Annotated in this window: 22 protein-coding genes; 7 read left to right on the forward strand and 15 right to left on the reverse strand. The window is 71.2% G+C overall.

From position 1 onward, the window contains the following. Positions 1-11: 11 nt before the first annotated feature. On the forward strand, positions 12-1,436 hold the full coding sequence (locus tag ACFP2T_RS06785) for a glycosyl hydrolase family 18 protein (RefSeq protein WP_377418625.1): 1,425 nt from the start codon (positions 12-14) through the stop codon (positions 1,434-1,436). 85 nt (positions 1,437-1,521) lie between these two features. On the opposite strand, the gene ACFP2T_RS06790 is transcribed toward ACFP2T_RS06785, so the two are convergent. From ACFP2T_RS06790 to ACFP2T_RS06800, 3 genes are all read right to left on the reverse strand, one after another. After that, positions 1,522-2,280 (reverse strand): hypothetical protein, encoded by a 759-nt coding sequence (locus tag ACFP2T_RS06790; protein WP_377418628.1) that lies wholly within the window; start codon positions 2,278-2,280, stop codon positions 1,522-1,524. Positions 2,281-2,378: 98 nt separating this feature from the next. Continuing rightward, the gene (locus tag ACFP2T_RS06795) at positions 2,379-2,567 is read right to left on the reverse strand and encodes a DUF397 domain-containing protein (protein ID WP_377418631.1); all 189 of its coding nucleotides are present in this window, start codon (positions 2,565-2,567) and stop codon (positions 2,379-2,381) included. Beyond that, positions 2,558-3,322, reverse strand: coding sequence for a helix-turn-helix domain-containing protein (locus ACFP2T_RS06800; protein WP_377418634.1), 765 nt, complete (start codon positions 3,320-3,322; stop codon positions 2,558-2,560). The genes ACFP2T_RS06795 and ACFP2T_RS06800 overlap by 10 nt, the downstream gene beginning before the upstream one ends. Before the next feature lie 281 nt (positions 3,323-3,603). Here ACFP2T_RS06800 and ACFP2T_RS06805 point away from each other — a divergent pair, with 281 nt between their 5' ends. Together ACFP2T_RS06805 and ACFP2T_RS06810 are read left to right on the forward strand one after the other, a co-directional pair. Next, the gene (locus ACFP2T_RS06805; protein ID WP_377418636.1) at positions 3,604-3,915 is read left to right on the forward strand and encodes a hypothetical protein; all 312 of its coding nucleotides are present in this window, start codon (positions 3,604-3,606) and stop codon (positions 3,913-3,915) included. Between the two features lie 489 nt (positions 3,916-4,404). Next, a complete protein-coding gene (locus ACFP2T_RS06810; RefSeq protein ID WP_377418638.1) occupies positions 4,405-4,806 on the forward strand; it encodes a hypothetical protein in 402 nt (133 codons plus the stop codon). 22 nt (positions 4,807-4,828) lie between these two features. Here the strand turns inward: ACFP2T_RS06810 and ACFP2T_RS06815 are convergent, their stop codons facing one another. Both ACFP2T_RS06815 and ACFP2T_RS06820 read right to left on the reverse strand, forming a co-directional pair. Then, positions 4,829-5,200 carry a VOC family protein gene (locus tag ACFP2T_RS06815; protein ID WP_377418641.1) on the reverse strand — a complete coding sequence of 124 codons (372 nt, stop codon included), beginning with the start codon at positions 5,198-5,200 and terminating at the stop codon, positions 4,829-4,831. A 127-nt stretch (positions 5,201-5,327) separates the two neighbouring features. Beyond that, entirely contained in the window at positions 5,328-6,752 is a 1,425-nt protein-coding gene (locus ACFP2T_RS06820; protein WP_377418644.1) for a BNR repeat-containing protein, read from the reverse strand. A 155-nt stretch (positions 6,753-6,907) separates the two neighbouring features. On the opposite strand from ACFP2T_RS06820, the gene ACFP2T_RS06825 reads away from it, so the two are divergent. Both ACFP2T_RS06825 and ACFP2T_RS06830 read left to right on the forward strand, forming a co-directional pair. Beyond that, the gene (locus ACFP2T_RS06825; protein ID WP_377418647.1) at positions 6,908-7,921 is read left to right on the forward strand and encodes an ATP-binding cassette domain-containing protein; all 1,014 of its coding nucleotides are present in this window, start codon (positions 6,908-6,910) and stop codon (positions 7,919-7,921) included. Continuing rightward, entirely contained in the window at positions 7,918-8,709 is a 792-nt protein-coding gene (locus ACFP2T_RS06830; RefSeq protein WP_377418650.1) for an ABC transporter permease, read from the forward strand. The genes ACFP2T_RS06825 and ACFP2T_RS06830 overlap by 4 nt, the downstream gene beginning before the upstream one ends. A 61-nt stretch (positions 8,710-8,770) precedes the next feature. Here ACFP2T_RS06830 and ACFP2T_RS06835 read toward each other — a convergent pair whose 3' ends face one another. From ACFP2T_RS06835 to ACFP2T_RS06880, 10 genes are read right to left on the reverse strand one after another with little or no spacing between them, the layout of a single operon-like run. After that, entirely contained in the window at positions 8,771-12,016 is a 3,246-nt protein-coding gene (locus tag ACFP2T_RS06835) for an ATP-binding protein (protein WP_377418653.1), read from the reverse strand. Between the two features lie 25 nt (positions 12,017-12,041). Beyond that, positions 12,042-12,377, reverse strand: a complete 336-nt coding sequence (locus ACFP2T_RS06840; RefSeq protein WP_377418655.1) for an antibiotic biosynthesis monooxygenase family protein — start codon at positions 12,375-12,377, stop codon at positions 12,042-12,044. Then, a complete protein-coding gene (locus tag ACFP2T_RS06845) occupies positions 12,362-13,627 on the reverse strand; it encodes a beta-ketoacyl synthase N-terminal-like domain-containing protein (RefSeq protein ID WP_377418658.1) in 1,266 nt (421 codons plus the stop codon). Before ACFP2T_RS06845 ends, ACFP2T_RS06840 begins: the two co-directional genes overlap by 16 nt. Next, positions 13,624-14,895 carry a beta-ketoacyl-[acyl-carrier-protein] synthase family protein gene (locus tag ACFP2T_RS06850; RefSeq protein ID WP_377418661.1) on the reverse strand — a complete coding sequence of 424 codons (1,272 nt, stop codon included), beginning with the start codon at positions 14,893-14,895 and terminating at the stop codon, positions 13,624-13,626. Before ACFP2T_RS06850 ends, ACFP2T_RS06845 begins: the two co-directional genes overlap by 4 nt. Further along, positions 14,892-15,365: a cupin domain-containing protein gene (locus ACFP2T_RS06855; RefSeq protein ID WP_377418664.1), complete on the reverse strand. Its 474-nt coding sequence runs from the start codon at positions 15,363-15,365 to the stop codon at positions 14,892-14,894. Before ACFP2T_RS06855 ends, ACFP2T_RS06850 begins: the two co-directional genes overlap by 4 nt. Further along, positions 15,358-16,290, reverse strand: a complete 933-nt coding sequence (locus ACFP2T_RS06860; RefSeq protein WP_377418667.1) for an SRPBCC family protein — start codon at positions 16,288-16,290, stop codon at positions 15,358-15,360. Before ACFP2T_RS06860 ends, ACFP2T_RS06855 begins: the two co-directional genes overlap by 8 nt. Continuing rightward, a complete protein-coding gene (locus ACFP2T_RS06865; RefSeq protein ID WP_377418670.1) occupies positions 16,287-17,696 on the reverse strand; it encodes an acetyl-CoA carboxylase biotin carboxylase subunit in 1,410 nt (469 codons plus the stop codon). The genes ACFP2T_RS06860 and ACFP2T_RS06865 overlap by 4 nt, the downstream gene beginning before the upstream one ends. A 19-nt stretch (positions 17,697-17,715) precedes the next feature. Beyond that, on the reverse strand, positions 17,716-18,357 hold the full coding sequence (gene accB, locus ACFP2T_RS06870; protein ID WP_377418673.1) for an acetyl-CoA carboxylase biotin carboxyl carrier protein: 642 nt from the start codon (positions 18,355-18,357) through the stop codon (positions 17,716-17,718). Next, a complete protein-coding gene (locus ACFP2T_RS06875) occupies positions 18,354-20,249 on the reverse strand; it encodes an acetyl-CoA carboxylase carboxyltransferase subunit alpha (RefSeq protein ID WP_377418676.1) in 1,896 nt (631 codons plus the stop codon). The genes accB and ACFP2T_RS06875 overlap by 4 nt, the downstream gene beginning before the upstream one ends. Next, complete coding sequence (locus ACFP2T_RS06880; protein WP_377418679.1) at positions 20,246-20,590, reverse strand: TcmI family type II polyketide cyclase; 345 nt, start codon at positions 20,588-20,590, stop codon at positions 20,246-20,248. Before ACFP2T_RS06880 ends, ACFP2T_RS06875 begins: the two co-directional genes overlap by 4 nt. Positions 20,591-21,099: 509 nt before the next feature. On the opposite strand from ACFP2T_RS06880, the gene ACFP2T_RS06885 reads away from it, so the two are divergent. Both ACFP2T_RS06885 and ACFP2T_RS06890 read left to right on the forward strand, forming a co-directional pair. Next, a complete protein-coding gene (locus tag ACFP2T_RS06885; RefSeq protein ID WP_377418682.1) occupies positions 21,100-21,960 on the forward strand; it encodes an AfsR/SARP family transcriptional regulator in 861 nt (286 codons plus the stop codon). Between the two features lie 307 nt (positions 21,961-22,267). After that, a complete protein-coding gene (locus tag ACFP2T_RS06890; protein WP_377418685.1) occupies positions 22,268-22,612 on the forward strand; it encodes a TcmI family type II polyketide cyclase in 345 nt (114 codons plus the stop codon). The last annotated feature ends 12 nt before the right edge of the window (positions 22,613-22,624 follow it).

The raw sequence follows: 22,624 nt of genomic DNA on the forward strand, positions 1-22,624 counted from the left end.
AGGGATCGTTGATGTCATCCACCATGAGCGCCGAGCAGGCCCACCCGCCGGGACGTCGCCGCGGCGTCCGCTCCATGCTGTCCGCCGGGGCGCTCGCGCTCGCCACCGCAGCCGCCGGGACCACCCTCGCCATCGCCCCGGACTCCCCCGCCGAGGCCGTCGTCCTGCCCAACAACTTCAAGAGCGTCGGCTACATGCCGAGCTGGGCCGGCGACGTCAACACCGTCCAGTACGGCAAGCTGACGCACATCAACTACGCCTTCGTCCTGCCGAACGCGAACGGGACGCTGCGGGCGGTGGAGAACCCGAGCAAGCTCTCCGCACTCGTGTCGCGGGCCCACGGCAGCAACGTCAAGGTGTCGATCGCGATCGGCGGCTGGAACGACGGCGACGACTCGGCCTTCGAGGCGCTGGCCGGCAACGCGTCCAGCCGGACCACGTTCGTGAACAGCGTGATCAGCTTCGTCACCCAGTACAACCTGGACGGCGTCGACATGGACTGGGAGTACCCGGACCCGGGCACCTCGGCCAACAACTACACCGCGCTGATGCAGCAGTTGAGCGGCCAGTTGCGCAGTCGCGGCAAGCTGCTGACCGCCGCCGTCGTCTCCGAGGGCGGCACCGTGAACGGAGTGCAGCCGGCCGTCTTCGGCTACGTCGACTGGCTCAACATCATGGCGTACGACGGCGGCAGCCCGCACGCCAACTACGACTGGTCGATCAACAGCGTCAACATCTGGAAGTCCCGTGGCCTGCCGGCCAGCAAGGCGGTGCTGGGCGTACCGTTCTACAGCCGGCCCGGGTACTACACCTACTCCGCGCTCGTCGCGATGGATCCGGCGAACGCCAACCGGGACTGCACCACCGCCGGTGGCGCGCAGCAGTGCTACAACGGCATCCCGACGGTGAAGCGTAAGACTCAGTGGGCCCTGGCCAACGCCGGCGGCATGATGAACTGGGAACTCTCCCAGGACACCAACAACGCCACCTCACTGGTCAGCGCCATCTACGACACGGTGATGGGCGGCACGACCCCGCCGCCGACCGGCGGCCGGACCGGGCAGATCACCGGCATCGGCGGCAAGTGCGTCGACGTCGCGGCGGCCTCCAGCGCCAACGGCGCGGCGGTCCAGCTCTTCGCCTGCAACGGCAGCACCGCCCAGCGCTGGACGGTCGGCACCGACAACACGCTGCGGGCGCTCGGCAAGTGTGCCGACATCACCGCCGCCGCCACCACGAACGGCGCGAAGGTGCAGCTCTACGACTGCAACGGCACCGGAGCGCAGGTCTGGCAGGCGCAGAGCAACGGCACGCTGCGCAACCCGACCTCGAACAAGTGCCTGGACGCCACCGACAACAGTTCTGCCGACGGCACCCGGCTGCAGATCTGGGACTGCTTCGGCGGCGCCAACCAGGTCTGGCGGCTACCAGCCTGATCCAGGCACCCGCATCCGGCCCGGCCGCCACAAGCGGCCGGGCCGGACCGCGTTCAACCCGTCGGCGTACGGCACAACGGTCATCTCAGAACGGCGTCGCCTCGGCCAACAGCCGGTAGATCGCCCCGTACACCCTCGGCTCCGGGCCGCAGATGTCCCATCTGGTGCCGCCACCGTCCGGTGTGCTCACGAGGTACACGACTCGCTCGGCGCAGTTCGGGTCCAACGGCTGCCATCCGTCCTCGGCGCCCCGGCCAGGATCGGCGAACAGCGCCAGCAACTGACGGTTCTGCTCCGGGGTGAGCTGGCCCCGGGTCTCCTCTGGATCCTTCTCCGGGTCGAGGTAGGTCCAGGCCCCCGACTTCTCCACCCCCATCATGTGGAGGTTGTCGACGGATCCGCTGGCGCGGGACACCGACAGCAGGTCCGGGTTAGCCGGATCCGCCGGCGGGGGTGATGCCGATGCGGGCAGGAGGCCAGCGGCGTGGCACCGGTCGTTGAACGCCAACGACTCGTTGATCAGCTCCACGGCGCTGTAATCTTCGCTGTTGGTGCCCGTGCCCTTGTAGTACACCACCGAGTCGATCCGCGCGTTGAGGAGCTTGGCTCCGAGGACGATGTCCTTGTTGGTGGACTGGCGGGCGTCCCGCACGACCGCCAGCATCACGTCCGGGTTGTCGGGCTGCATCTGGTCCAGGGCCGCGTCGTTCGCCTCGCAGGCCTTTCGCCCGAAGACGTCCTCGGGGGGAGTGGGGGTGGCAGCCGCCCCTGACGTCCCGGCCCCACAACCGGCCAGGACGAGAAGCAGAGCGACACCCACCACCGACAAGCATGATCGTTTCACGTCCGGGAGCGTACTGTCAGCGCCGGACAGTGCCCGAAGCGTACCGGGCGTACCGCACGCACCGTGATGGCGGTCCCCTTGCGGGATACCGGACCCGGTCAGCGGGCCGACAGGTCCCGCACGAACGCACGCCAGGCGTCCGGGCCGAAGACGAGGGCCGGCCCCTGCCGATCCTTGCTGTCCCGTACGCCGACCACGCCGGGCAGGTTGTCGGCGACCTCCACGCAGTTGCCGCCGTTGTTGCCGCTCCGCGTGCTCTTGCGCCAGGTGGCGCCGGTCAGCTCCATGAGGTCGCTACCTTCTTGATCAGTTCGAACGATTGGTCCACCGGGAGCGCATGGCCTTTGATCCGCTCCCACCTACCGGCGAGGGTAGCAATCTCGTCGGCCCCGTCGACGATTCGCGCGGCGAGCTGGTTGTCCGAGTGGCCGACGCGCCGATTGTCGGGCAGGTCCGCCAGGGTGAACGGCCCGCCATATCCCGGGTACATCCCGATACCGGTCGGCACCACCTGTAGCTGGACGTTGGGCAGTTGCGCGCAGGTCAGAATGCGCGCGAGCTGCTCGGACATCATCGACGCGGCGTCCGCCGCACCCCTGGCGATCACCGCCTGATCGAGAACGGCGGTTATCAGCGGCGGGCGTTCCTTGGTGATGATGGACTGTCGCTCAAGCCGGGCCGTGACAAGCTGGTCCACCTCGTCCGGCGTGAGCCGCTCTCCGGCCAGCGTCGCCCGCGCGTACGCCTCGGTCTGCATGAGTCCCGGCACGTACGCCGTTTCGAAGGTGCGGAGCGCGATCGCGCGCCGCTCGATCTCCAGCCAGTCGCGGAACCATACCGGCGCCGTTCCGTCCCTGACCAACTCCTCCCACATCTCGACGAGCAACCCGCCCGCGCCGAGTTCGTCGTCGACCGCCCGGAGGTACTCCGCCTTGATGGGCTTGGTACCGGTCTCCACCGCGCTCACATGCGTGTCGGAGAAATGGATCCGATCACCGAGGACCGTCTGCGTCAGGCCGGCAGCCACTCGACGTCGCTTCATTTCGCGCAGCAGAAATTCCAAAGGCGACATTCCCACGATTCCCCCAGTTCCTCAGATCGGACAGCACGATCCCTGGTGGTCCCCGGACTCCCCTGATGTGTCGTTGTCGCTACCGAGCCTAGGGCCTGTTCGTCCAGGGTGGAAGGCAAGCGCACCCGCTCGGAATCCGACAGAGAAAAGGCACGTGAATGGACGGGCGGGTGCTGTCGGCGGGGACGACGCCGGTTAATCGAATTGATCACGACGTCGTCCCCGTTTCCATTTCGGCGACAGGAGACGACATGCGACGACCACGTCAGAACAAGCCGCGCCATCGGCGCTACTGGCGCTATCTGTGGCGGTACTGCCGATGCGGGTACCGCTGGCGCTGCCCGGATTCGGTAGAGCGGGTACCGATGCCCTACGAACCCACGGTGTTGCCACCGGCGCGGGGCTCGCTGGGCCAGCCGGTGCCGATGCCGTCGGACGTCCCGATGCCGCCGGGGCGCGTCCGGCCGACCAACCGGCGTGCCTCCGGGTACGCCTCGGGCCGGAACGGGAAGACGGCCGCGCCAGCCGACCGGATGCGGCGTGTCGAGCGTGTCCAGGGCTGACCGCATCGTGCCCCGGGTCGGCGCCGTACGGTCGCGGCCGACGGAACTGGGCGGCATGGCGCGGAACCCGGCAACGGAACAGGCCGCGTCATGACGCTCCGTCCGTTCGCCAGATTCCGAGCCCATACGCACACCCGCCCGCTGTTCCTCTGTCGCGCCTGCGGCGGCCCGTGGCCGTGCCAGCCCGCACGCCTGGCACTGTTGACCATTTACCGCGATGATCCGGTCGGCCTGCGCGAGTGCCTGACCGGGCGACTGATGGTCGCCATCGCCGACCAGCCCGGGAGCGATCCGGCCGCCCTGACAACCCGCTTCCTCGGGTGGATACCACCGGATCCGTGAAACCTCGGCATCGTCAGCCGAACGCCCGCCCCGGGGTTGCCCGGTCCCGAGGCGGGCTCGGCCGCGTCAACGGGCTCATGCCGTCACAGGCGTCCGAGGCGGACCAGATGTCTGGTCACCGTTGCCGGCGGTGGTTACACAGGAGGGATGCAGACCGTCGTCGTCCTCATGGCACTGTCGCTGGGAGATGCCTTCCTGGAACACGAACTCCCCGCCGGGGCGGTACGCGCCAGCCCCGATCCGGACGTGAAACGACACCGTGACCGGCAACTCGCCGAGCAGGTCGAACGGATCCTCGCGACCGGTCGAGACGCGGTCGTCGACGCCCCTTCGCACAGCGCTCGACGCGCTGTCATGCTCGTCGCGGCGGACCGTGGCGCGCGGGTGGTCGGCTACTGGGCCCGGCCGCCGAAGGTCGGCATGCCAGGGCTCCTCGACCTGCAACCGGAGTACAGCCAGCTGACCCGGCGACCACGTCGGGCCGACGGGTTCGACCTGCTCTTCGAGGTGGTGAACCCGGACCGGGAGTACCAGCTCAGGGAACTCTGAGGCGGTCCGACGACGGACCCGGTCACTTCTCCTGGAGTACGGCGAGCACGTTGCCGGCCGGGTCGGTGAACCAGGCGATGTCCGGGCCCTGTCCTCGGGAAATGCCCTTCTCGTCCGCCCCGATTCCGTCGTACCGCTCGAACCGGACCCCGCGCGCGGTCAGCTCGTCGACGACCCGGTCGATGTCGTCGACCGGGAAGTTGAGAATCGTGTACGTCGCCGGGGTGTGGTTCGGCTTCGGGTAGACGAGGATGTCCCGGCTTCCGGCGATGTGCAGGTGCAACATCCCGTACGCCTCGGACACCCGCAGCCCGAGCGTCCCACCGTAGAACTCCTTGGCCTTCGCCACGTCGTCCACCGCGAAGCCACTGAACGCCTTGGTGTCGCTGAACACGGCTCCCCCTCAGTCTGCGGGCCACTCGAACCGACGTGGGTCGCCACGCCATCCCGGGGCGCCCAGGCTCCAACCTACGCCCGGACACCGCTGGACGCGCTCCGAACACACACCGTCGAGCCCACGGTCAGCCGAGCCGGAAGTCGGCGACCCGGATCGGGGACGGGGTGCTGCCGCCGGACGCCCGCTGGTACATGATCGACAGGATTCCGTCGCTCTCCACCCGGGTCCGGTCCACCACGATCTCGCCGAAGGCGTTCAGGCCGGCGCCGTCGAAGCGTACGGTCCAGTCGGTGTAGCCACTGGCCTTGCTGGCGGTGACGATCCGGCCGTACGGCAGCACGACGTAGGCGTTGTCGGCGGCGTCGAGCACGAGTTGGGATCGGCCCGTGGCGTTCAACGCGACCGGGATCTCGACCTTGCGCCAGACTCCCGAAGAATTGCGGAGCAGGTGGAAGGCCCGGCCGTTGGCCCGGCGCGCGGACGCGTACGAGGTGACGCACGACGTGAACCGGCCGGGCACGTAGCTGATGATGACGTGCGGGTTGCCGGCCGAGTCGACGTCCTGGCTCTCCTGGTTGATCAGCCCGTAGTTCGGCGGCAACGGGTCGACCACGAGCCCCGGACTGGAGATCGACACCAGGCTGGTCGCGCCGGTGGTGCCGACGACGGTCCCGGCGTTGTTGCGCCAGGTCCGCCCCTGGTCGTCGCTGTAGACGTACCCGGTGTCGTGGTTGGTGAGGCCGCCGCTGTTGCAGGTGACCGCCGAGTTGCCCTCCCGCCAGGTGAACGCGGCGTGCAGCCGGCCACCGGGTCCGTAGCTGAGCCCGTGCAGGTACATGTTCCGGGTGGTGCTGGTGGCGCCGTTGGCGGAGTACGACCCGGACGCCGACTGCCAGCGGCCGAGCCGGCGCCAGGTGGAGCCGTCGTACTCGGCCAGTTCGTTGGTGCCGTTGCCGGATCGGCCGGTGCGGTAGCTGAGCTGCAGCCGGTTGCCGGGGGCGAGGCGGAACTGCGGGTACGTCATGGCGCCCAGCCCGATGCCGTCGAGGCTGCGCTGCACCGCGCCGAACCGGCTGGCCTCCCAACTGCGGGAGCCCGGCGCGGAGACCAGCCCGGCCTCGGACTTGACGTAGTGGATGTCGGTGTCGTGGGTGTCCATCGCGATGTGCAGCCGGCCGTCGCCCGGGGAGATGCCCAGGGAGATGGAGTTGTGCGAGTCGTTCGTCGTCAACTGGTGCGACAGCCGGAGGGTCTGCCAGGCTCCGGAGGGCAGTTGACGACGGGCGAGGACGGCGTTCCGGGTCGAGGTGTACCAGGCCGCGTACTGGTATCCGGCGTGGCTGACGATGCCGTCGGCGAACGAGTTGTTGTTCACCAGTCCGTCGTAGGAGACGAAGTAGAGCGCCGTGGCGTCGAGCTGGGTGTCGCCGAGCCGGGTGACCACCGGTGCCGCGGCCACCGCCCGGTCCGGCAGGACGAGGATCCCGGCGAGGAGGCCGAGCACGACGGATGCGGCCAGCGCGGTCCGGCGGGACGACGGGGCGGACATGAGGTTCTCCCTCGCGCCTGGCGCCCCGGTGGAGACGGGCGCCGCCAGATGAATGGATTCAATTTACATACATATTCATCAATCCGAAACCCCGGGTCCGGCGCTGAAACCACGGTGAAACCGCCGCGATCCGGCCCGGCGGCACCGTCGTACCCATGACGAACATCCCGACCGGGCCGGCGATCACGGTGACCGGCCTGCGCAGGTGGTACGGCAGTCAGGTGGTGCTCGACGGCATCGACCTGCACGTGCCCGAGGGCACCATCTTCTCGTTGCTCGGCCCCAACGGAGCCGGCAAGACCACCATGGTCCAGATCATGTCGACCCTGATCCGGGCCGACGCGGGCGAGGTCCGCATCTGCGGCCACGACGTGGTCCAGGATCCTGACCGGGTACGGGCGGCGATCGGTGTCACCGGCCAGTTCTCCGCGGTGGACAACTTCCTCACCGGCGAGGAGAACCTGCTGCTCATGGCCGACCTGCACCACCTGGACCGGGCCGAGGGTCGGCGACGGACGGCGGATCTGCTCGAGTGCTTCGATCTCGGGAAGGCGGCGAGGAAGGGCAGCGCGACGTACTCGGGCGGCATGCGACGCCGGCTCGACCTCGCCATGGGCCTCATCGGCAACCCCCGAGTGATCTTCCTCGACGAACCGACCGCCAGGCTGGACCCGCGCAGCCGGCGCGACATGTGGCAGATCGTCCGGGACCTGGTCAGCCGGGGCGTCACGGTCTTCCTCACCACGCAGTACCTGGAGGAGGCGGACCAGCTCGCCGACCGGATCGCCCTGCTCGACCACGGCCGGCTCGTCGCCGAGGGCACCCCGGCCGAGCTCAAGCGGCGGGTGCCGGGCGGGCACGTCGAGCTGCGGTTCGCCGACGACCGCACTCTGGGCGCGGCCGCCGCGATCCTGGACGTCGCGCCGGACCCGGCCGACGGGTCGCTGGTCCTGCGGGTACCCGGCGACGGCGGCGTCCGCTCGCTAAAGGCCCTGCTCGACCGCCTCGACGTCGCCGCGATCGAGGTGGACGGGCTGACCGTCCACACCCCCGACCTCGACGACGTGTTCTTCGCCGTGACCGGCCAGCCCGCCTCGACGGCCACTGCCCCGGCGACCGTTTCCGACTCTGCTTCCTCCTCCGGCTCCAAGAAGGTGACCGCACGATGACCACGATGGCCCTCGCCGTCCGCGACTCGACCACTATGCTGCGGCGCCAGCTACGGCACATGTCGCGCGCCCTGCCCATGATGCTGATGCTGCTCGCCGTGCCGATCATCCTCCTGCTGATGTTCGTCTACGTGCTCGGCAACACCCTCGGCGACGGCCTCGGCGGCGGGTCGGGCGGTCGCGGCGCCTACGTCAACTACGTCACGCCCGGCATCCTGCTCATCACCATCGCCAGTGCCGTCCAGGGCACCGCGATCTCGGTGGCGTTGGACATGACCGAGGGCATCATCGCGCGGTTCCGGACCATGGCGATCGCGCGGGTGTCGGTGCTGACCGGCCACGTGCTGGGCAGCCTGCTGCAAACCCTGTTCCAACTCGCCGCCGTCCTCGGCGTGGCCGTGCTCGTCGGCTTCCGGCCCGACGCGACCGCGATCGAGTGGCTGGCGGCCGCCGGGGTTCTCACCGCGACGACGTTCGCCCTCGTGTGGCTGGCCGTCGCGATGGGCCTGGTGACGAAGACCGTCGCGGCGGCGAGCAACCTGCCCATGCCCCTGCTGCTGTTGCCCTTGTTCGGTAGCGGGTTCGTGCCCACCGACTCGTTGCCGGTCGGGCTGCGGTGGTTCGCCGAGTACCAGCCGTTCACCCCGATCATGGAGACGCTGCGCGGCCTGCTCCTCGGCACGCCGATCGGCAAGAGCGGCGTTGTCGCGCTCGGCTGGTGCGCCGTTGTCGCAATGGTCGGGTACGGGTGGGCGAAGTGGCTCTACAACCGGGACCGCACCCGCTGATCAGTCCTCACGGCCCAGGCCCGGCGCTGTGCCGGGCCTGGCCTTCGTCGTCGGCCCAGCTTCACGCGACCGGGCCTGGCTGATCGGGTGGGCGCCGGTCCGCCGTCGTCTCCGCATCGGTCGGGCGTTCGCGCAGCAGGTCCAGCGCCGCCGCACGGATCCCGGCCCGGTCCAGGTCCGCGTAGGACGACACCGCCTCGTCGTACGCCGCCCGGTCGGCCCGCTCCGCGTCCGCGCGGGCCGACGCCGCCGACATCGTCGGCTGGAAGTTGCGCAGGAACCGGAACCGCTCGGCCAGCGCGATCATCCGGGCCGCCGACCGCGCCAGGGCCGGATCACCGCTCCCTCGGGCGCACGCGAGGTCCACCATGGCCACAGCGAGCAGCAGGGTGCCGCAGATCGCCTGCTCGCTCAGGTACGGCGGCGGATTGACCAGCGGATGGATCAACAGGTGCGTCAGGCGCCCGGGTAGCGCGTCGGCGACGTCGGCGACGAGGTCGAGCCGGCCGTGCCGGGCGTGCGCGACGACGGCCACGGACCGTGCCTCCACCACCCACGGGTCCAGGTCGAGCGGGGCGCCGGTGGAGGCGATGGCGCCGGCGTCGCGGACCTGGTCGACGACGCGGCGCCACAGTCGCAGGCCCGCCTCCACCTCGCCGTGGGCGAACAGCACCTCGCCCCGGAGGCCGAGGTCGTAGCCGACCGACCTGGCCTCCTCCTCGTCGAGCGTGATCTGGGTGAGTCCGTCCAGCCACCGCTCGGCCTCGACGGTGTCGCCGATCTGCAGGCTGGCCAGCACGAGCCACGCCCGGACACCGACCGCGTCGGTCCGGGCGCCGAGTCGCTGGAGCACCGGCAGCGCCGCGACCAGGTGGTCGCGGGCCTCCGCGCCCCGCTCCAGCCGCAGGCAGAGCTCGGCGACCCGGCCGTGGCCGACCGAGCGCAGCCACGGCAGGTCCCGGTCGGTGAAGAGGTCGAGCGCCCGCCGGGCCGTCCTCAGCGCCGCGTCGACGTCGCCGGCGGCCTCCCAGCGGTAGCTGGCGAGCGTGTTGGCGGCGCCGGCAAGCAGTGGCTCGGTGCTGTCGCACAGCCGTTGCAGCTCCACCGGGTCACCCAGCGCGCCGATCACCCAGCCGATCGCCCTGCTCACCGTGTCCGGCTGCGCCAGGCCGAGCCGGCGCAGCGCGACGACCGCCCGTACCGGCCGCGGCCCCTCGGTGCCGAAGGTGTACGCGACGGCCGTGGTCAGGGCGGTCCGGGTCACCTCGGCGAAGGCCGGCTCCGGCCGGTAGTGCGACAGCGGCCAGGAGGTCTGCCGGACCAGCGTCGTAAGCCGTGGGTGGTCGGACCGAAGGCTCCACAGGCCACCAAGGACTGCGGCGATCGCCGCGACGGTGGGTCGGTCGTCGCGGCCGAGGGCCAGCCGGAGCGCCTGGAGCAGGTTCTCCTGCTCCGCCTGGACCGCGCTGGCCGTCTCGTAGGGGTCGGCGCCGAACAGGTTCGCGTGGTTGGCCATGCCGAAGGCCCGCGCCCAGCCCAAGAAGGCGGCCGTCACGTCGTCGGTCTCACCCGCCGCCGCGAGACGCGCGGCGCTGAACTCCCGGACCGTCTCGAGCATCCGCAGCCGGGTGCCCGACGGGGTGTCGAACACCTTGATCAGCGAGTGGTCGACCAGGTGCTCGAGCACGATGAGCACGTCCACCTCGCGGGTGGTCGCGGGCAGCGCCTCGATCAGCAGGCGCGCGGCGTCGATGGTGAACCCGTCGGTGAACACCGACAGCGCGCGCATCGCCGCCCTGCCGGCCGGATCCAGCAGGTTCCAGCTCCAGTCGACGACCGCGTGCAGCGTGTGGTGGCGCCGCGGCGCGTCCCGGGCACCGCCGCGCAACAGGCTGAACCGGTCGTCGAGCCGCCGGGCGAGCTCCGCCACCGACATGATCCGCACCCGCGCGGCGGCCAGCTCGACCGCGAGCGGCAGCCCGTCGAGTTGGCGGCACAGCTCCGCCACGGCCGCCGTGGGCAGGTCGACTCCCGGCCGCGCCGCCCGCGCCCGCTGCCCGAACAGCTCGACGCTCGTCGCCAGGCTCAGCTCCGGTAGCTGGTAGACCGACTCCGACGACAGGCCCAGTGGCGTCCGGCTGGTGGTGAGGATCCGCAGCTCGGCGGTCATCGACACGCAGGTGCGGACCAGGTCGGCGACAGCGGCGACGACGTGCTCACAGTTGTCCAGCACCAGCAGGGACGGGCCGGCCCCGAGCCTGGCCGCGATGGCGGCGGCGTCACCGGCGCCCGGGGAGTGCCCGACCGCGCCCGGCGCCCGGTGCTCGCCCACCCCGAGGGCTGTCGCCACCTCGCGGGCCACGTCGTCGGCGGCCACGATGCCGGCGAGCGGGACGACGGTGACCGTCGGCATCTCGGCGCGGCGGGCGACGACGTTGGCGAGCCGGGTCTTGCCGAGGCCCCCCGGCCCGACGATCGAGGTCACCCGGGAGGTGCGCAGCAGCGCCTCCACCGCGGCGACGTCGTCGTCCCGGCCGAGCAGCGGGTTGGGCTCGTGCGCGACGCCGTGCCGGACCGTGGGCACCACGCCCTGGAGCAGCCGCCGGTGCTCGGCCCGCAGCGCCACGCCGGGATCGGCGCCGAGCTCGTCGCGCAGCGCCCGCCGGTAGGCGTCGTAGCGGGCCAGCGCCGTGGCCGGGCCGACCGTCGCCGCCTCGCACCGCAGCAGCTCGACCAGCACCTCCTCGTCGCGCGGTCGCTCGGCGGCCAGCTCGGCCAGCCGGTCCACCGCCTCAGCCGGCCGGTCGAGACGGGCGAGGGCGAGCGCGCGGGCCCGCACCAGCGTGCGGTAGGCGGCCCGCCGCTCCGCCCGCAGCGCGGTGACCGGGCCGTCGGCGTCGTCGGCCGGACCGGGCCCGGCGCCACCCCACAGGGCCAGGCCGGCGTCGGCGTGCGAGAGCGCGGCGGCATGGTCACCGGCACCCGAGCATCGGGCCGCCGCCGCGGCCCGGATCAGCACCGCCGAGCTGTCGATCTGGTCCTCGGTCAGCGTCAGCCGGTAGCCGGTCGGGGTCCGGGCGATGACGTCGGCGCCGAGCTGGGACCGGGCCCGGGAGACGAGGATCTGCAGGGCCTTCGGCGGGTTCTCCGGCTGCGCGTCCGGCCAGAGCCCCTCGACCAGCCGCCCGACGCCGCAGCCCGTACGCAGGTCAGCGGCGAGCAGGGCGACGAGACCCTGCAGTCGTGGACCCGCGATCTCCCGGCCACGGAAGGACACCCGTGACAGCAGGACAAGATCGGGGGCCACCGCACCAGGGTACTGACCCCGGACGTCAGCGGCGGCGGGCCGAGGTCTGCTCCCGGACCACGAACCGGATCGACTTCGCCTCCGTCATGCAGGCGCGCATCGGCCCGACCAGCTCGCGGTGCTCGGGGCTGCGCTCCCATGCCTCGAAATGTCCGAGCGACTCCCACTCGCTGGTGATCAGCCACTGTTCCGGATCGGTCGGCGAGGCACACACCTGATCGACCAGGTGTCCGTCCACCCCCTCGGCGACCTGGTATCGAATCCGCTCGTACGCCTGGAGAAACGCCTCGGCGCGTTCGCGCGGCACCCGGATCAGGAACACCACCCGGGCCTTGGCCGTCTCGGTCATGCTCTCCGCCATCTGGACACCTCCACCGGGCCGTGCCGCAGCGCCACGGCACTGTTGAATCCATCGAATCCGCGGGCGCAGACCAGTGCGACGTCCACCCGCCGTGGTCCGGACTCCCGGACGAAGTCCAGCTCGCAGCCGGGCGCCGGGCGGTCCGGGCCGGCGGTCGGCGGCAGTGTTCCGTGCCGCATCGCCAACAGCGCGGTGGCGACGTCCAGTGCCGCCCCGCCCTGGTGGGCCCGGCCCGTCAGCGGCTTCTGCGTGGTCACCGGTGGCGGCCGCTGCCCGAACACCGTACGCAGCGCGATCGCCTCGCTCCGGTCGTACGGTGGCACACCGAGCGCGTCCGGGAAGACGACGTCCACCTCGGCCGGGTCGATGTCGGCCCGGGTCAGGGCGAGCCGGATCGCCCGCGCGTACTGGGTCCCGTCGACATCGGCACCGCCATCGTGCGGGGCGGTGTGTCGGGCGTCGTGGCTGGCGCCCCAACCGGCCACCTCGGCGTAGATGGTGTCGGCGCCCCGGGCCAGGGCGTGGTCCAGATCCTCGACCACGAAGATCGCACCGCCCTCGCCGGGGACGTACCCGCTGGCCGCCACGTCGAACGGCCGGTACGCCCGATCCGGTTCGGGACAGGCGCTCAGCAGCCCGCTGCGGAGCTGACAGGTCAGCGCGTATGGGCTCAGTGGACACTCGGTGCCGCCCGCAAGCACCACCGGAGTACCCCGGCGGATCATCCGGGCGGCGTGTGCCAGGCTGTCCAGCCCACCGGCGGTCTCCGCGGCGAGCACCCCGCAGGGGCCCTTGAACTGGTGCCGAATGGAGAGCTGGCCGACGCTCGCCGCGTAGAACCAGGCGATCGACTGGTACGCACCGACCGTCCGGGCCGGGCCGCGCCAGAGCCGCTGGAGTTCACGCTGACCGAACAGGTTTCCTCCGGAGGAACTGGCCAGGGTCACCGCGTAGCCGTACGGATCGTCGGCCACCTCCGGCAGGCCGGCGTCGGCGAGGGCGAGCCGGGTGGCGGCGAACCCGAGGTGCGTCCACCGGTCCGTCTGCACCACCTGTCGGTTGTCGGCGTGGTGCAGCGCGTCGAAGTCGGCCACCTCCCCCGCCAACTGTCCGGGGTAGCGGTCCGGATCGAACAGCGTGATCCGACCGATCCGGTTCTGTCCGGCGAGGACGCACTTCCAGTGCGCGTCGGCACCGATTCCACTCGGCGCGACGACGCCGATCCCGGTGATCACGGCCCGGGCGGTCACCGCCGCGACCCGCCGAACCGGGTGAAGACCATCGCCGACTGGAAGCCGCCGAATCCGCTGCCCACCGACAGCGCCACCCGCACCGGGACCTCCCGGGCCACGTTCGGGATGTAGTCCAGGTCGCATTCCGCGTCCCGGTTGACCCAGTTCGCCGTCGGCGGCACCACACCGAATTCGATGGCCAGCGCGCAGGCCGCCATCTCGATCGCGCCGATCGCGCCGAGCGAGTGCCCGACCATCGACTTGATCGAACTGATCGGGACCTGGTACGCCGCATCGCCCAACGCCCGCTTGAATGCCGCCGTCTCGTGCCGGTCGTTCTGCCGGGTGCCCGAGCCGTGCGCGCTGATGTACGAGACGTCCTCCGGATCGCACCGGGCCTGCGCCATCGCGTCGTCGATCGCCAGGGCCATCTCGACGCCGTCCGGACGAAGACCGGTCATGTGGTAGCCGTTGCTCCGGTTGGCGTACCCGGCGGCCTCGCAGTAGACCCGGGCGCCGCGCCGCCGCGCATGTTCCGCCTCCTCCAGGACGAGCACGGCGGCGCCCTCGGCGAGCACGAACCCGTGCCGGTCCCGGTCGAACGGCCGGGAGGCGTGCGCCGGGTCGTCGTTGTCCGGGGTGGTCGCCTTGATCGCGTCGAACGAGGCGACCGTGACCGGTGAGATCGGACTGTCCGAGGCGCCGGCGAGCATCACGTCGGCCTCGCCGTCCTCGATCAACTGCTGGCCGTAGCCGATCGCGTCGATCCCGGACGTGCAGCCGGTCGAGATCACCTGGGCCGGGCCGTGCAGCCCGTGCCGGCAGGCGACGTCGGCGGCGAGGCTGCTCGGCATCAGGGCCTGGTACAGGAACGGTCCGGCCCGGTCCGGGTCGACCAGCCAGTCCGTACCGGAGTCGCTGACCGCCACGTACTCCCGTTCCAGCGCCGTGGTGCCGCCGACCGCCGAGCCGAGCACCACCCCGGTGCGCTCGCGCGTCGGGTCGGACAGCTCCAGACCGCTGTCCGAGAGCGCCTCGATCGAGGCGGCCAGGGCAAACTGGACGTACCGGTCGGACCGCTGTTGTTCCGTTTCACTGAGGCCGGCCCGGACCGGGTCGAAGTCGCACTCGGCGGCGATCTGGGAGCGGAACGGTGACGGGTCGAAGAAACTGATCCGCCGGGTGGCCGTCCGGCCGGCGGTGATGGTGTCCCAGAAGCTCTCCCGGGTGACTCCACCCGGAGCGACCACTCCGATTCCGGTCACCACGGCCCGCCGCCCGGTCACGGCGCGGCCTCGGTCCGGCCGCCGAGAGCCCCGGCCTCCCGCCGGCCGCCGAAGTTCGCCGCCTCCGCCCCCTCTGCGGCCTCCGCCGCCGACTCGGTGTCGACGTGCCCGAGTTCCGGCCGAGGCGCGAGCGGGCCGAGTTGGAAGACCACCTCGGCGGGCTCGTCCGCCACGTTGCGCAGCCGGTGCCGGACATTGACCGGTACGTAGAGAGCCTCTCCGGTACGTACCGGCACCGGCTCGTCGTCGAGGTCGACGATCAGTTCGCCACGGGCGACGTACAGGAACTCCTCGCTGTAGGGGTGGTAGTGCTCGGCGATGCGCTCGCCCGGGGCGAGGTTCGCCACGCCCAGGAAGCCGGAGGTGCTGCCGACGGTGCGCGGGCCGAGCAGTACCCGGATCTCGCCGCCTCGGCGGCGGTCCGGCGCGACGTCGCGGGCGGCCATCAGCCGGCGATCGTGCTCACTCATCGCCGACCCCGACCGTCGCGGCCGCCGTACCGACAGCTCCGGGAGCCGGCGGTCCGGCGGACGTGCCGACCGCCTGCTCCGGCGGGGTGGTCGCCGCGAGTTCGGCGGCGATCCGCTCGATCTTGTCCCGGATGATGTCCAGTTGCACCCGACTGTTGGCGTTGATCCGCTCCGTCATCTGGGCGGTGGTCACCGGGGCGGTCGGGCGCATCTCGAAGTCCTGGGTCCAGGTCATCCGGGTACCGCCCGGCACCTCGTCGTACCGCCAGTGGATCCGCATGTACTCGAAGGGCCCGGTCTCCACCCGGTGCGCGTGCACCTCCCGCCGGGCCGGATCGGCGGTGCGCTCACTGACCCAGCTCCAGGTCACGCCGTTCTCATCCGGGTACATGGTCAACCGGAACCGGACGGTGTCGCCGTGCTGCTCGAGAATCTGCACCGACTGGTACTCGGTGAACAGGCCGGTCCAGTTCCCGACGTCGTTGGTCCGGTCCCAGACCAGGTGCGGCGGGGCCGCGATCACCACACTGTTCTCGGTGTGGCCGGGCCGACCCTTGTCACCGGCGGACCGACCGTCCTGCGGACCAGCCGCCCCGGTTTCCGGAGTGGACTGCCGCACGACGAGATCGGAGATCTCCGCGATGCTGAGCTGCCCGGCCTCCTCGGGAAGCTGTACCCGGTAGCGGTCCGCGACCACCGCCTGTAGCTCGAGCAGCGCCAACGAGTCCATGCCGAGGTCCTCCAACGAGGTCGTCGGCGCCGCGGCCGCAGCGTCGGCGTCCAGGCCGCAGTGTCGGACCAGGATCGCGATGATCTCCGCCACGGTCGCCTGCGGCGGCGCGGCGGGCTCCGCCACGCTCCGGACCGGTTCCTCTCCGGGCCGGGACGGCTCGGCCAACGCCGGGTCCTCGTGTCTCACGGTCATCTGGTCCTCCTCGAAAGATGCGCCGAACTGGCCGGGACGGAGTCCTTCGGCGAATCGGGGACGCCGAGCAGCCGGTCGACCAGTCCGGTCGAGTACCGCCCCTTGCGGAATCCCGCGTCGTCGAGGACCCGTCGGATGAACGGGATGGTGGTGTGTACGCCGGGACCGTCGACCTCGAACTCGTGCAGCGCGCGTTCCATCCGGCCGAGCGCCAGGTCCCGGTCCGGCGCCCAGACCACGACCTTGGCGAGCAGCGAGTCGTAGTACGGGCCGACCAGATAGCCCGGATAGCCGTGTGTGTCGGTCCGGGTGCCCGGCCCGTTCGGCGGGATGAACCTGGTCAGCCGGCCAGGAGTGGGCATGAAGTTGCGGTCCGGGTCCTCGGTGTTGACCCGGCACTCGATCGCGACACCCTGGAGTCGTACGTCCTCCTGGCGCAGCCGCAGCGGTACGCCCCCGGCGATGTGCAACTGCTCGTGCACCAGGTCGACGCCGGTGATCATCTCCGTCACCGGGTGCTCCACCTGGATCCGACAGTTGATCTCGATGAACTGGAAGCGCTCCGCCTCGTCGACCAGGAACTCGAAGGTCCCGACCCCGGTGTAACCGGCCCGGAGCGCGCCACGCAGGGCGGTCTCGGCGATCGCGTCGAGGGTTACGCCGGACAATGCCGGCGCCGGACCCTCCTCGATCAACTTCTGATGCCGCCGCTGCACCGAACAGTCCCGGGTCCCGAGGTGCACCCCGTTGCCGTACCCGTCGCAGAGCACCTGCACCTCGACGTGCCGGGCCGGGCTGAGATAGCGCTCGACGTAGACCCGGTCGTCGCCGAACGCGGCCTGCCCGACGATCCTGGTCCGGTCGTACGCCGAGGCGAGGTCTTCGGCGGAGAGCACGACCGTCATGCCCCGACCGCCGCCACCGGCGGCGCACTTGATGATCACCGGGTAGCCGATCTCCTCGGCCACCGCCCTGGCCTGGGCGACCGTGCCGAGGGTTTCCATGCTGCCCGGCGGAAGCGGAAGACCGGCGTCGCTCATCAACGCCCGCGCCTTCGACTTGTCGCCCAGCGCCACCATCACCTCGGGCCGGGGTCCGATGAAGACCAGTCCGTTGTCGGCGCAGATCTCGGCGAAGTCGGCGTCCTCGGACAGGAAGCCGTAGCCCGGATGCACGGCCTCGGCTCCGGTCTTCCGGGCCGCCTCGATGATGGCGGCGGCGTTCAGGTAGCTCTGCCGAGCGTCCGGCGGCCCGATGCAGACCGCCTCGTCGGCAAGGCGTACGACGGCGGAATCGCGGTCCGCGACCGAGTACACCGCGACGGAGCGTACGCCCAGTTCGCGGCAGGCCCGGGCCACCCGGAGCGCTATCTCGCCACGATTGGCGATCAGGATCTTCTCGAACATGGCCGCACCGTCCTTGCGCTCATGCGGGTACCAGAGCGATCAGCGGTTGTCCGAACTCGACCGGTTCGCCGTCGTGCACGAGTACCTCGACGACCCTGCCGACCTGGTCGGCGACCACCTCGTTCATCAGCTTCATCGCCTCGACGATGCAGACCACCTGACCGGGCTCCACCTTGTCGCCGACCTCGACGAACGGTGGGCCACCGGGCTCGGCGGCCTGGTAGTAGGTGCCGACCATCGGCGCGAGCACGGTCCGGCGGCCGTCGGTGCCGATGGCCGCTCCGGTGGCCGCCGGTACGGCGAACGGGCCGGGGTTGGGCGCGCTGCCGGCCAGCTCCGTGCCGCCGGTCCCGGGGCCCGCGGCGGCCTCACCGCCGTGCCACTCGATCTCCAGCACGGCCTCGCCGCTGCGCAGACGGATCCGGCGCAGCGGCCCGGCGGTCTCCGCCACCAGCCGGCTCGCCTGCCGGCACAGCGCGGCGAGATCCCCCGTCCCATTGACCGGCACCGACTCCGACTCCGGGCCCAGCTCCGGCTCCGGCTTCCCGGCCAGATCCGCTTTACCGACCGGCACCGCCGACTCCGGCTTTCCGGCCAGATCCGGTGCCCTACCGACCGGCACCGCCAACTTTGGCTCTCCGGCGACCGACGCCCTGGTCATCGGGACTCCGTTCGGGTAGGGACGACGCTGGCCGCTGCCCCGTACCGGCGGAAGCGTTGGCGCCGCAGCCGGATCAGTTCCTCGGTGGGCACGTCGAGCAGCGGTGTCAGGTTGTCCACCAGGGCTCGGCGAAGCAGCGCGGCCGCTCCGGCCGGGTCACGGTGTGCACCGTCCGCAGGCTCGGCGATGATCGCGTCGGCGACACCGAGCCGGAGCAGATCCGGCGCGGTGAGCCGGAGCGCGTCGGCGGCCCGGGGCACGGCGGCCCGGTCCTGCCAGAGGATCGCGGCACACCCCTCGGGGCTGATCACCGAGTAGACGGCGTTGCGCAGCATCAGTACCCGGTCGGCCACGGCCAGCGCGAGTGCGCCACCGCTGCCGCCCTCGCCGATGATCACCGCCACCACCGGAGTACGCAGACCGGTCATCGCCAGGATGCTCGCGGCGATGGCACCGGCCTGGCCCTGCTGCTCGGCCTCGACCCCCGGGTACGCACCCGGCGTGTCGATCAGGGTCACCACCGGGAGGCCCAGTCCGGCGGCCAACCGCATGACCCGCAGGGCCTTGCGATAGCCGGCCGGACTGGCCATGCCGAAGTTGCGGGCCCGCAGTTCCCGGGGATGGTGGCCCTTCTGGTGTCCGACCACGGCCACGTACCGGTCGCCGAGCCGGGCCAGGCCCGCGACTATCGCCGCGCAGTCGACGCCCAGTCGGTCGCCGTGCAGTTCGACGAAGCCGTCGAAGGCGGTGGCCAGGTAGTCCAGCGTGGTCGGCCGCCCGGCATGCCGGGCCGAGCGGACGATCCGCCAGGCATCGGTTCCGTCGCCCGGGTCGAGGCCGTCGATTCGGCGCCGCAGTCCGAAGCCCTCGCCGCCGGTTGTGGCCAGCCGCTCGGGTTCGGCCCCGGCGGCACGACCGCTCGCCCCGTCGACCGGCCGGTCGCCGTCCGTTCCGCTCTGCCGTGAGGTGCCGCCGCCGATCGGGCCGGAGATACCGCCGCCGATCGGGCCCGAGATGCCGCCACCGGCCTGGCGACAGACACCGCCGCCGGTCCGGCGCTGTGCGGCGCCGAGCAGCCAGCCCAGCCGGGGGCGCAGGACGCTCCGCTCCACCACCATGTCGACGTGGCCGTGCCGGAGCAGGAAGTCCGTGGTCTGGAAGTCTTCCGGCAGCGTCTGCCGGATGGTCTGCCGGATCACCCGGGGGCCGGCGAAGCCGAGCCGGGACCCGCTCTCGGCCAGCACGATGTCGGTGCAGGTCGCGAACGAGGCGGCCACTCCGCCGTAGGTGGGATCGGTGACCAGGCTGACCGTGAGCAGCCCCGCCTCGCGCAGTGCGGCAATCGCCTGGCTGATGGTGGCCATCTGCATCAGCGCCAGTACGCCCTCCTGCATCCGCGCCCCGCCGGACGCGGTGACCAGGATCAGCGGAAGCCGGCCGGTCAGGGCGCATTCCGCGGCCCGGGTGATCAGCTCACCGGTCGCCGATCCGAGGCTGCCGCCGAGGAACCGGAAGTCCATCACGGCGAGCACGAGCCGGTGACCGCCGATGCTCGCCGTGCCGCAGAGCACCGCCTCGGCCAGTCCGGTTTCGGCACGCGCGGCGGCCAGCCGCTGCGGATACGGCATCGAGTCGACGAATCCGATCGGGTCGACCTGCACCGCCACGTCGGGCAGTTGGCTGAACGTTCCCCGGTCGACGAGTTGGCGGATCCGCTCCGGCGCCTCCAGCCGACGGTGGTCGCCACACTCGGGGCACACGTCCAGGTTGCGCCGCAGGCGTTTCCGGTACACCAGTGTTCGGCACGACCGACAGCGGGTCCAGGGCTGCTGGTCGAGATCGACGAAGGCATTCCGGCGGATGGCGGCTCCGGTCGCCGTTCGCCCGGTCATCGCCGGCCCTCGGCGGAGTCGGCCGACGCGTCCCAGCGGTAGAAGCAGCGCGCCATCGCGTCCGCCGGCACCCGCCAGTTCGGCAGGTACGGCGAGATGTGCGGCGCCAGGCGCTCGCTCACCCGGACGAACTCCGGATGCCGGCGCACGCCCTCGACGGCGGCCGAGCCGGGGCTGTCGGTCTCGACAAGGTGGACGTAGAGATCATGCAGCCGGTAGAGCGAGCGGTGCCGCACACCCACCAGTCGGGGTAGTTCGGTCCGGTCCGACTCGGCGAAGATCTGTGCCACCTGCTGCTCCGCGGCCGGAACAACCTTCGCGACGATCAGCGAGCGATCCATGGGGTGGCCTCCCTGGGCGATTCCCGCGCTCCGCGTGCGGTGACACTCGATTCCGGGCCGCGAACGGGTCTGCTCCCCCCGACCACTCCCCCGACCGTCACCTCGTCCAATGACTGGTGACCACCCTGCCCAGGCGGTGTCAACGGAATGTCACCCGATCACGTACCAGACGAACCTGGTTTGGTGACGCTCTGGTGACGGTGATCGGGCAAGATGCGCGATCCTGACCTCCGTGCAGGCGTCCCGAGCGCCCCGCCGATGGCACAAGGGAGCCCCTTATACCCAGGTCAGGGCAGGTACAGATCTGACCGGACGGGTACGTCGGATTGTCGACCAGCCGATTGACCCAGCGTGACGGTGATTGATAACCTTCGTCACGCTTTGCGGCGTCAGCGGCCGGCTGACGGAGGCGGCGTCCAGAGCACCATCGGCGTACCGGAGTGCTGGACGGCCACCGTCCAGGCAGAGCGGACTTCGGGACACGGGTTCCGGATGCAGGAGGGTGGGCCGTGACCTCGAAGGAGAGCGAGCCGCACGACGGGGCACGCCGGGCGCCGGCCCAACCGCCCGCTCAGACGATCCAGCTACTGCTCCTGGACGGGTTCAACCTGCTGCACGACAACGTACCCATCGTCGTGCCGCGTGGACTGCAACGGATCATCGCGCTGATCGGCCTGCGCCCGGGCGCGACCCGGGCGCACCTGGCTGGTCTGCTGTGGCCGGACACCGCAGAGGAACGGGCGATGTCGTCCCTGCGTACGGCACTGTGGCGGCTGCGGCAAGAGGGCAGTTGCCCGGTGCTGACGGCCGGCGACACCGTCCGACTCGACCCGGTGGTCATGCTGGACATCGATGATCTCGTCCGGGCCGCCGAGCGGGTCCGGGACGGTGCCGACCCCCGCCGGGCCGCGAAGATCCTCACCACCGGCCGACACGACCTGCTACCCGGCTGGTACGACGAATGGGTCCTGCCCGAACGCGAACGGCTGCGCCAGTTGCGGCTGCACATGCTGGAGGAGATCGCCCGTAGCCACCTGCGGGCCGGGCAGCACGGCGAGGCTCTACAGGCGGCCCTCGAGGCGGTACGGGCGGAGCCGCTCCGGGAGACACCGCACCGGCTGATCGTCGAGACCCACCTCGCCGAGGGCAACGCCTACGAGGCTCTACAGGCCTTCTACGTCTACCGCGACCTGTTGCTGCGGGAACTCCAACTGGAGCCGTCCGAGGCGATGTGCGGCCTGCTCAGTGATGTTCTCGCCCCGATTCCCCGGCCGACGATCACGCATTCGCCACGCCCGAAGCCCCAGCCGTCGCGCCCCGGGCCGTACGCCGAACGGTCGGCCCTGCCGGCGATACCCGGCCCGCGCTGATTCCTCCGGCACAGGACAGATCCCTCCGCCGGACGGGACCGGGCCGTCCAGACGGGACCGGTCCAGTCCGACGACGGCAGTGTTCGTCCGTGCGCTCGGCGGCTCTCATCGTGGCGCCACCGGCGTCACCGGGGCGTCAACCGGGGCAAGGGTTGCATGCGCACCGGGTGACGTCCCCTTGACGTCGACAACGGCATGGTGACCGGGCCCGGAACGTCCCGTCGCACCGCCGGCTGAGCCGGCCGGGACCTGACCGGTCGCCTCTCGGCCGACCGGGCCGACCCGTACCAGCCAGTGGGGAGACGACATGAATCGCGTGCTGATCGTGGGCCGGATCGTTCCGGGAACCGAGGAGGAGATCGCGAAGATCTTCGCCGAATCCGACGAGACGGACCTGCACACCGTCACGGGGGTACGACACCGCTCGCTCTACCAGCTCGGCGACCTCTGCCTGCACCTGATGGAGACGGAGGCGTTCTCGCCGGCCCGGCTGGAGCAGGCCAACCGGCATCCGCTCTTCGCCAGCGTCACGGAACGGCTCTCGACGTACATCTCGCCGTACTCACCGAACTGGCAGTCCCCCCGCGACGCCATGGCCCGGTGTTTCTACCAGTGGGACGGTCCCGGATCGGCGACCGGCAACCCGAGTTGACAGCGGAAGAGG

The organism is Plantactinospora solaniradicis (genome assembly GCF_042658085.1).
GTDB classification, from domain to species: domain Bacteria; phylum Actinomycetota; class Actinomycetes; order Mycobacteriales; family Micromonosporaceae; genus Plantactinospora; species Plantactinospora solaniradicis.

Coding starts and splice junctions, on each gene's coding strand:
- ACFP2T_RS06785 (WP_377418625.1), top strand. CDS start 12: ATGTCATCCACCATGAGCGCCGAGCAGGCCCACCCGCCGGGACGTCGC.
- ACFP2T_RS06795 (WP_377418631.1), bottom strand. CDS start 2,567: ATGGAGCTGACCGGCGCCACCTGGCGCAAGAGCACGCGGAGCGGCAAC.
- ACFP2T_RS06800 (WP_377418634.1), bottom strand. CDS start 3,322: ATGAAGCGACGTCGAGTGGCTGCCGGCCTGACGCAGACGGTCCTCGGT.
- ACFP2T_RS06805 (WP_377418636.1), top strand. CDS start 3,604: ATGCGACGACCACGTCAGAACAAGCCGCGCCATCGGCGCTACTGGCGC.
- ACFP2T_RS06810 (WP_377418638.1), top strand. CDS start 4,405: ATGCAGACCGTCGTCGTCCTCATGGCACTGTCGCTGGGAGATGCCTTC.
- ACFP2T_RS06820 (WP_377418644.1), bottom strand. CDS start 6,752: ATGTCCGCCCCGTCGTCCCGCCGGACCGCGCTGGCCGCATCCGTCGTG.
- ACFP2T_RS06825 (WP_377418647.1), top strand. CDS start 6,908: ATGACGAACATCCCGACCGGGCCGGCGATCACGGTGACCGGCCTGCGC.
- ACFP2T_RS06830 (WP_377418650.1), top strand. CDS start 7,918: ATGACCACGATGGCCCTCGCCGTCCGCGACTCGACCACTATGCTGCGG.
- ACFP2T_RS06840 (WP_377418655.1), bottom strand. CDS start 12,377: ATGGCGGAGAGCATGACCGAGACGGCCAAGGCCCGGGTGGTGTTCCTG.
- ACFP2T_RS06855 (WP_377418664.1), bottom strand. CDS start 15,365: ATGAGTGAGCACGATCGCCGGCTGATGGCCGCCCGCGACGTCGCGCCG.
- ACFP2T_RS06860 (WP_377418667.1), bottom strand. CDS start 16,290: ATGACCGTGAGACACGAGGACCCGGCGTTGGCCGAGCCGTCCCGGCCC.
- ACFP2T_RS06865 (WP_377418670.1), bottom strand. CDS start 17,696: ATGTTCGAGAAGATCCTGATCGCCAATCGTGGCGAGATAGCGCTCCGG.
- accB (WP_377418673.1), bottom strand. CDS start 18,357: ATGACCAGGGCGTCGGTCGCCGGAGAGCCAAAGTTGGCGGTGCCGGTC.
- ACFP2T_RS06875 (WP_377418676.1), bottom strand. CDS start 20,249: ATGACCGGGCGAACGGCGACCGGAGCCGCCATCCGCCGGAATGCCTTC.
- ACFP2T_RS06880 (WP_377418679.1), bottom strand. CDS start 20,590: ATGGATCGCTCGCTGATCGTCGCGAAGGTTGTTCCGGCCGCGGAGCAG.
- ACFP2T_RS06890 (WP_377418685.1), top strand. CDS start 22,268: ATGAATCGCGTGCTGATCGTGGGCCGGATCGTTCCGGGAACCGAGGAG.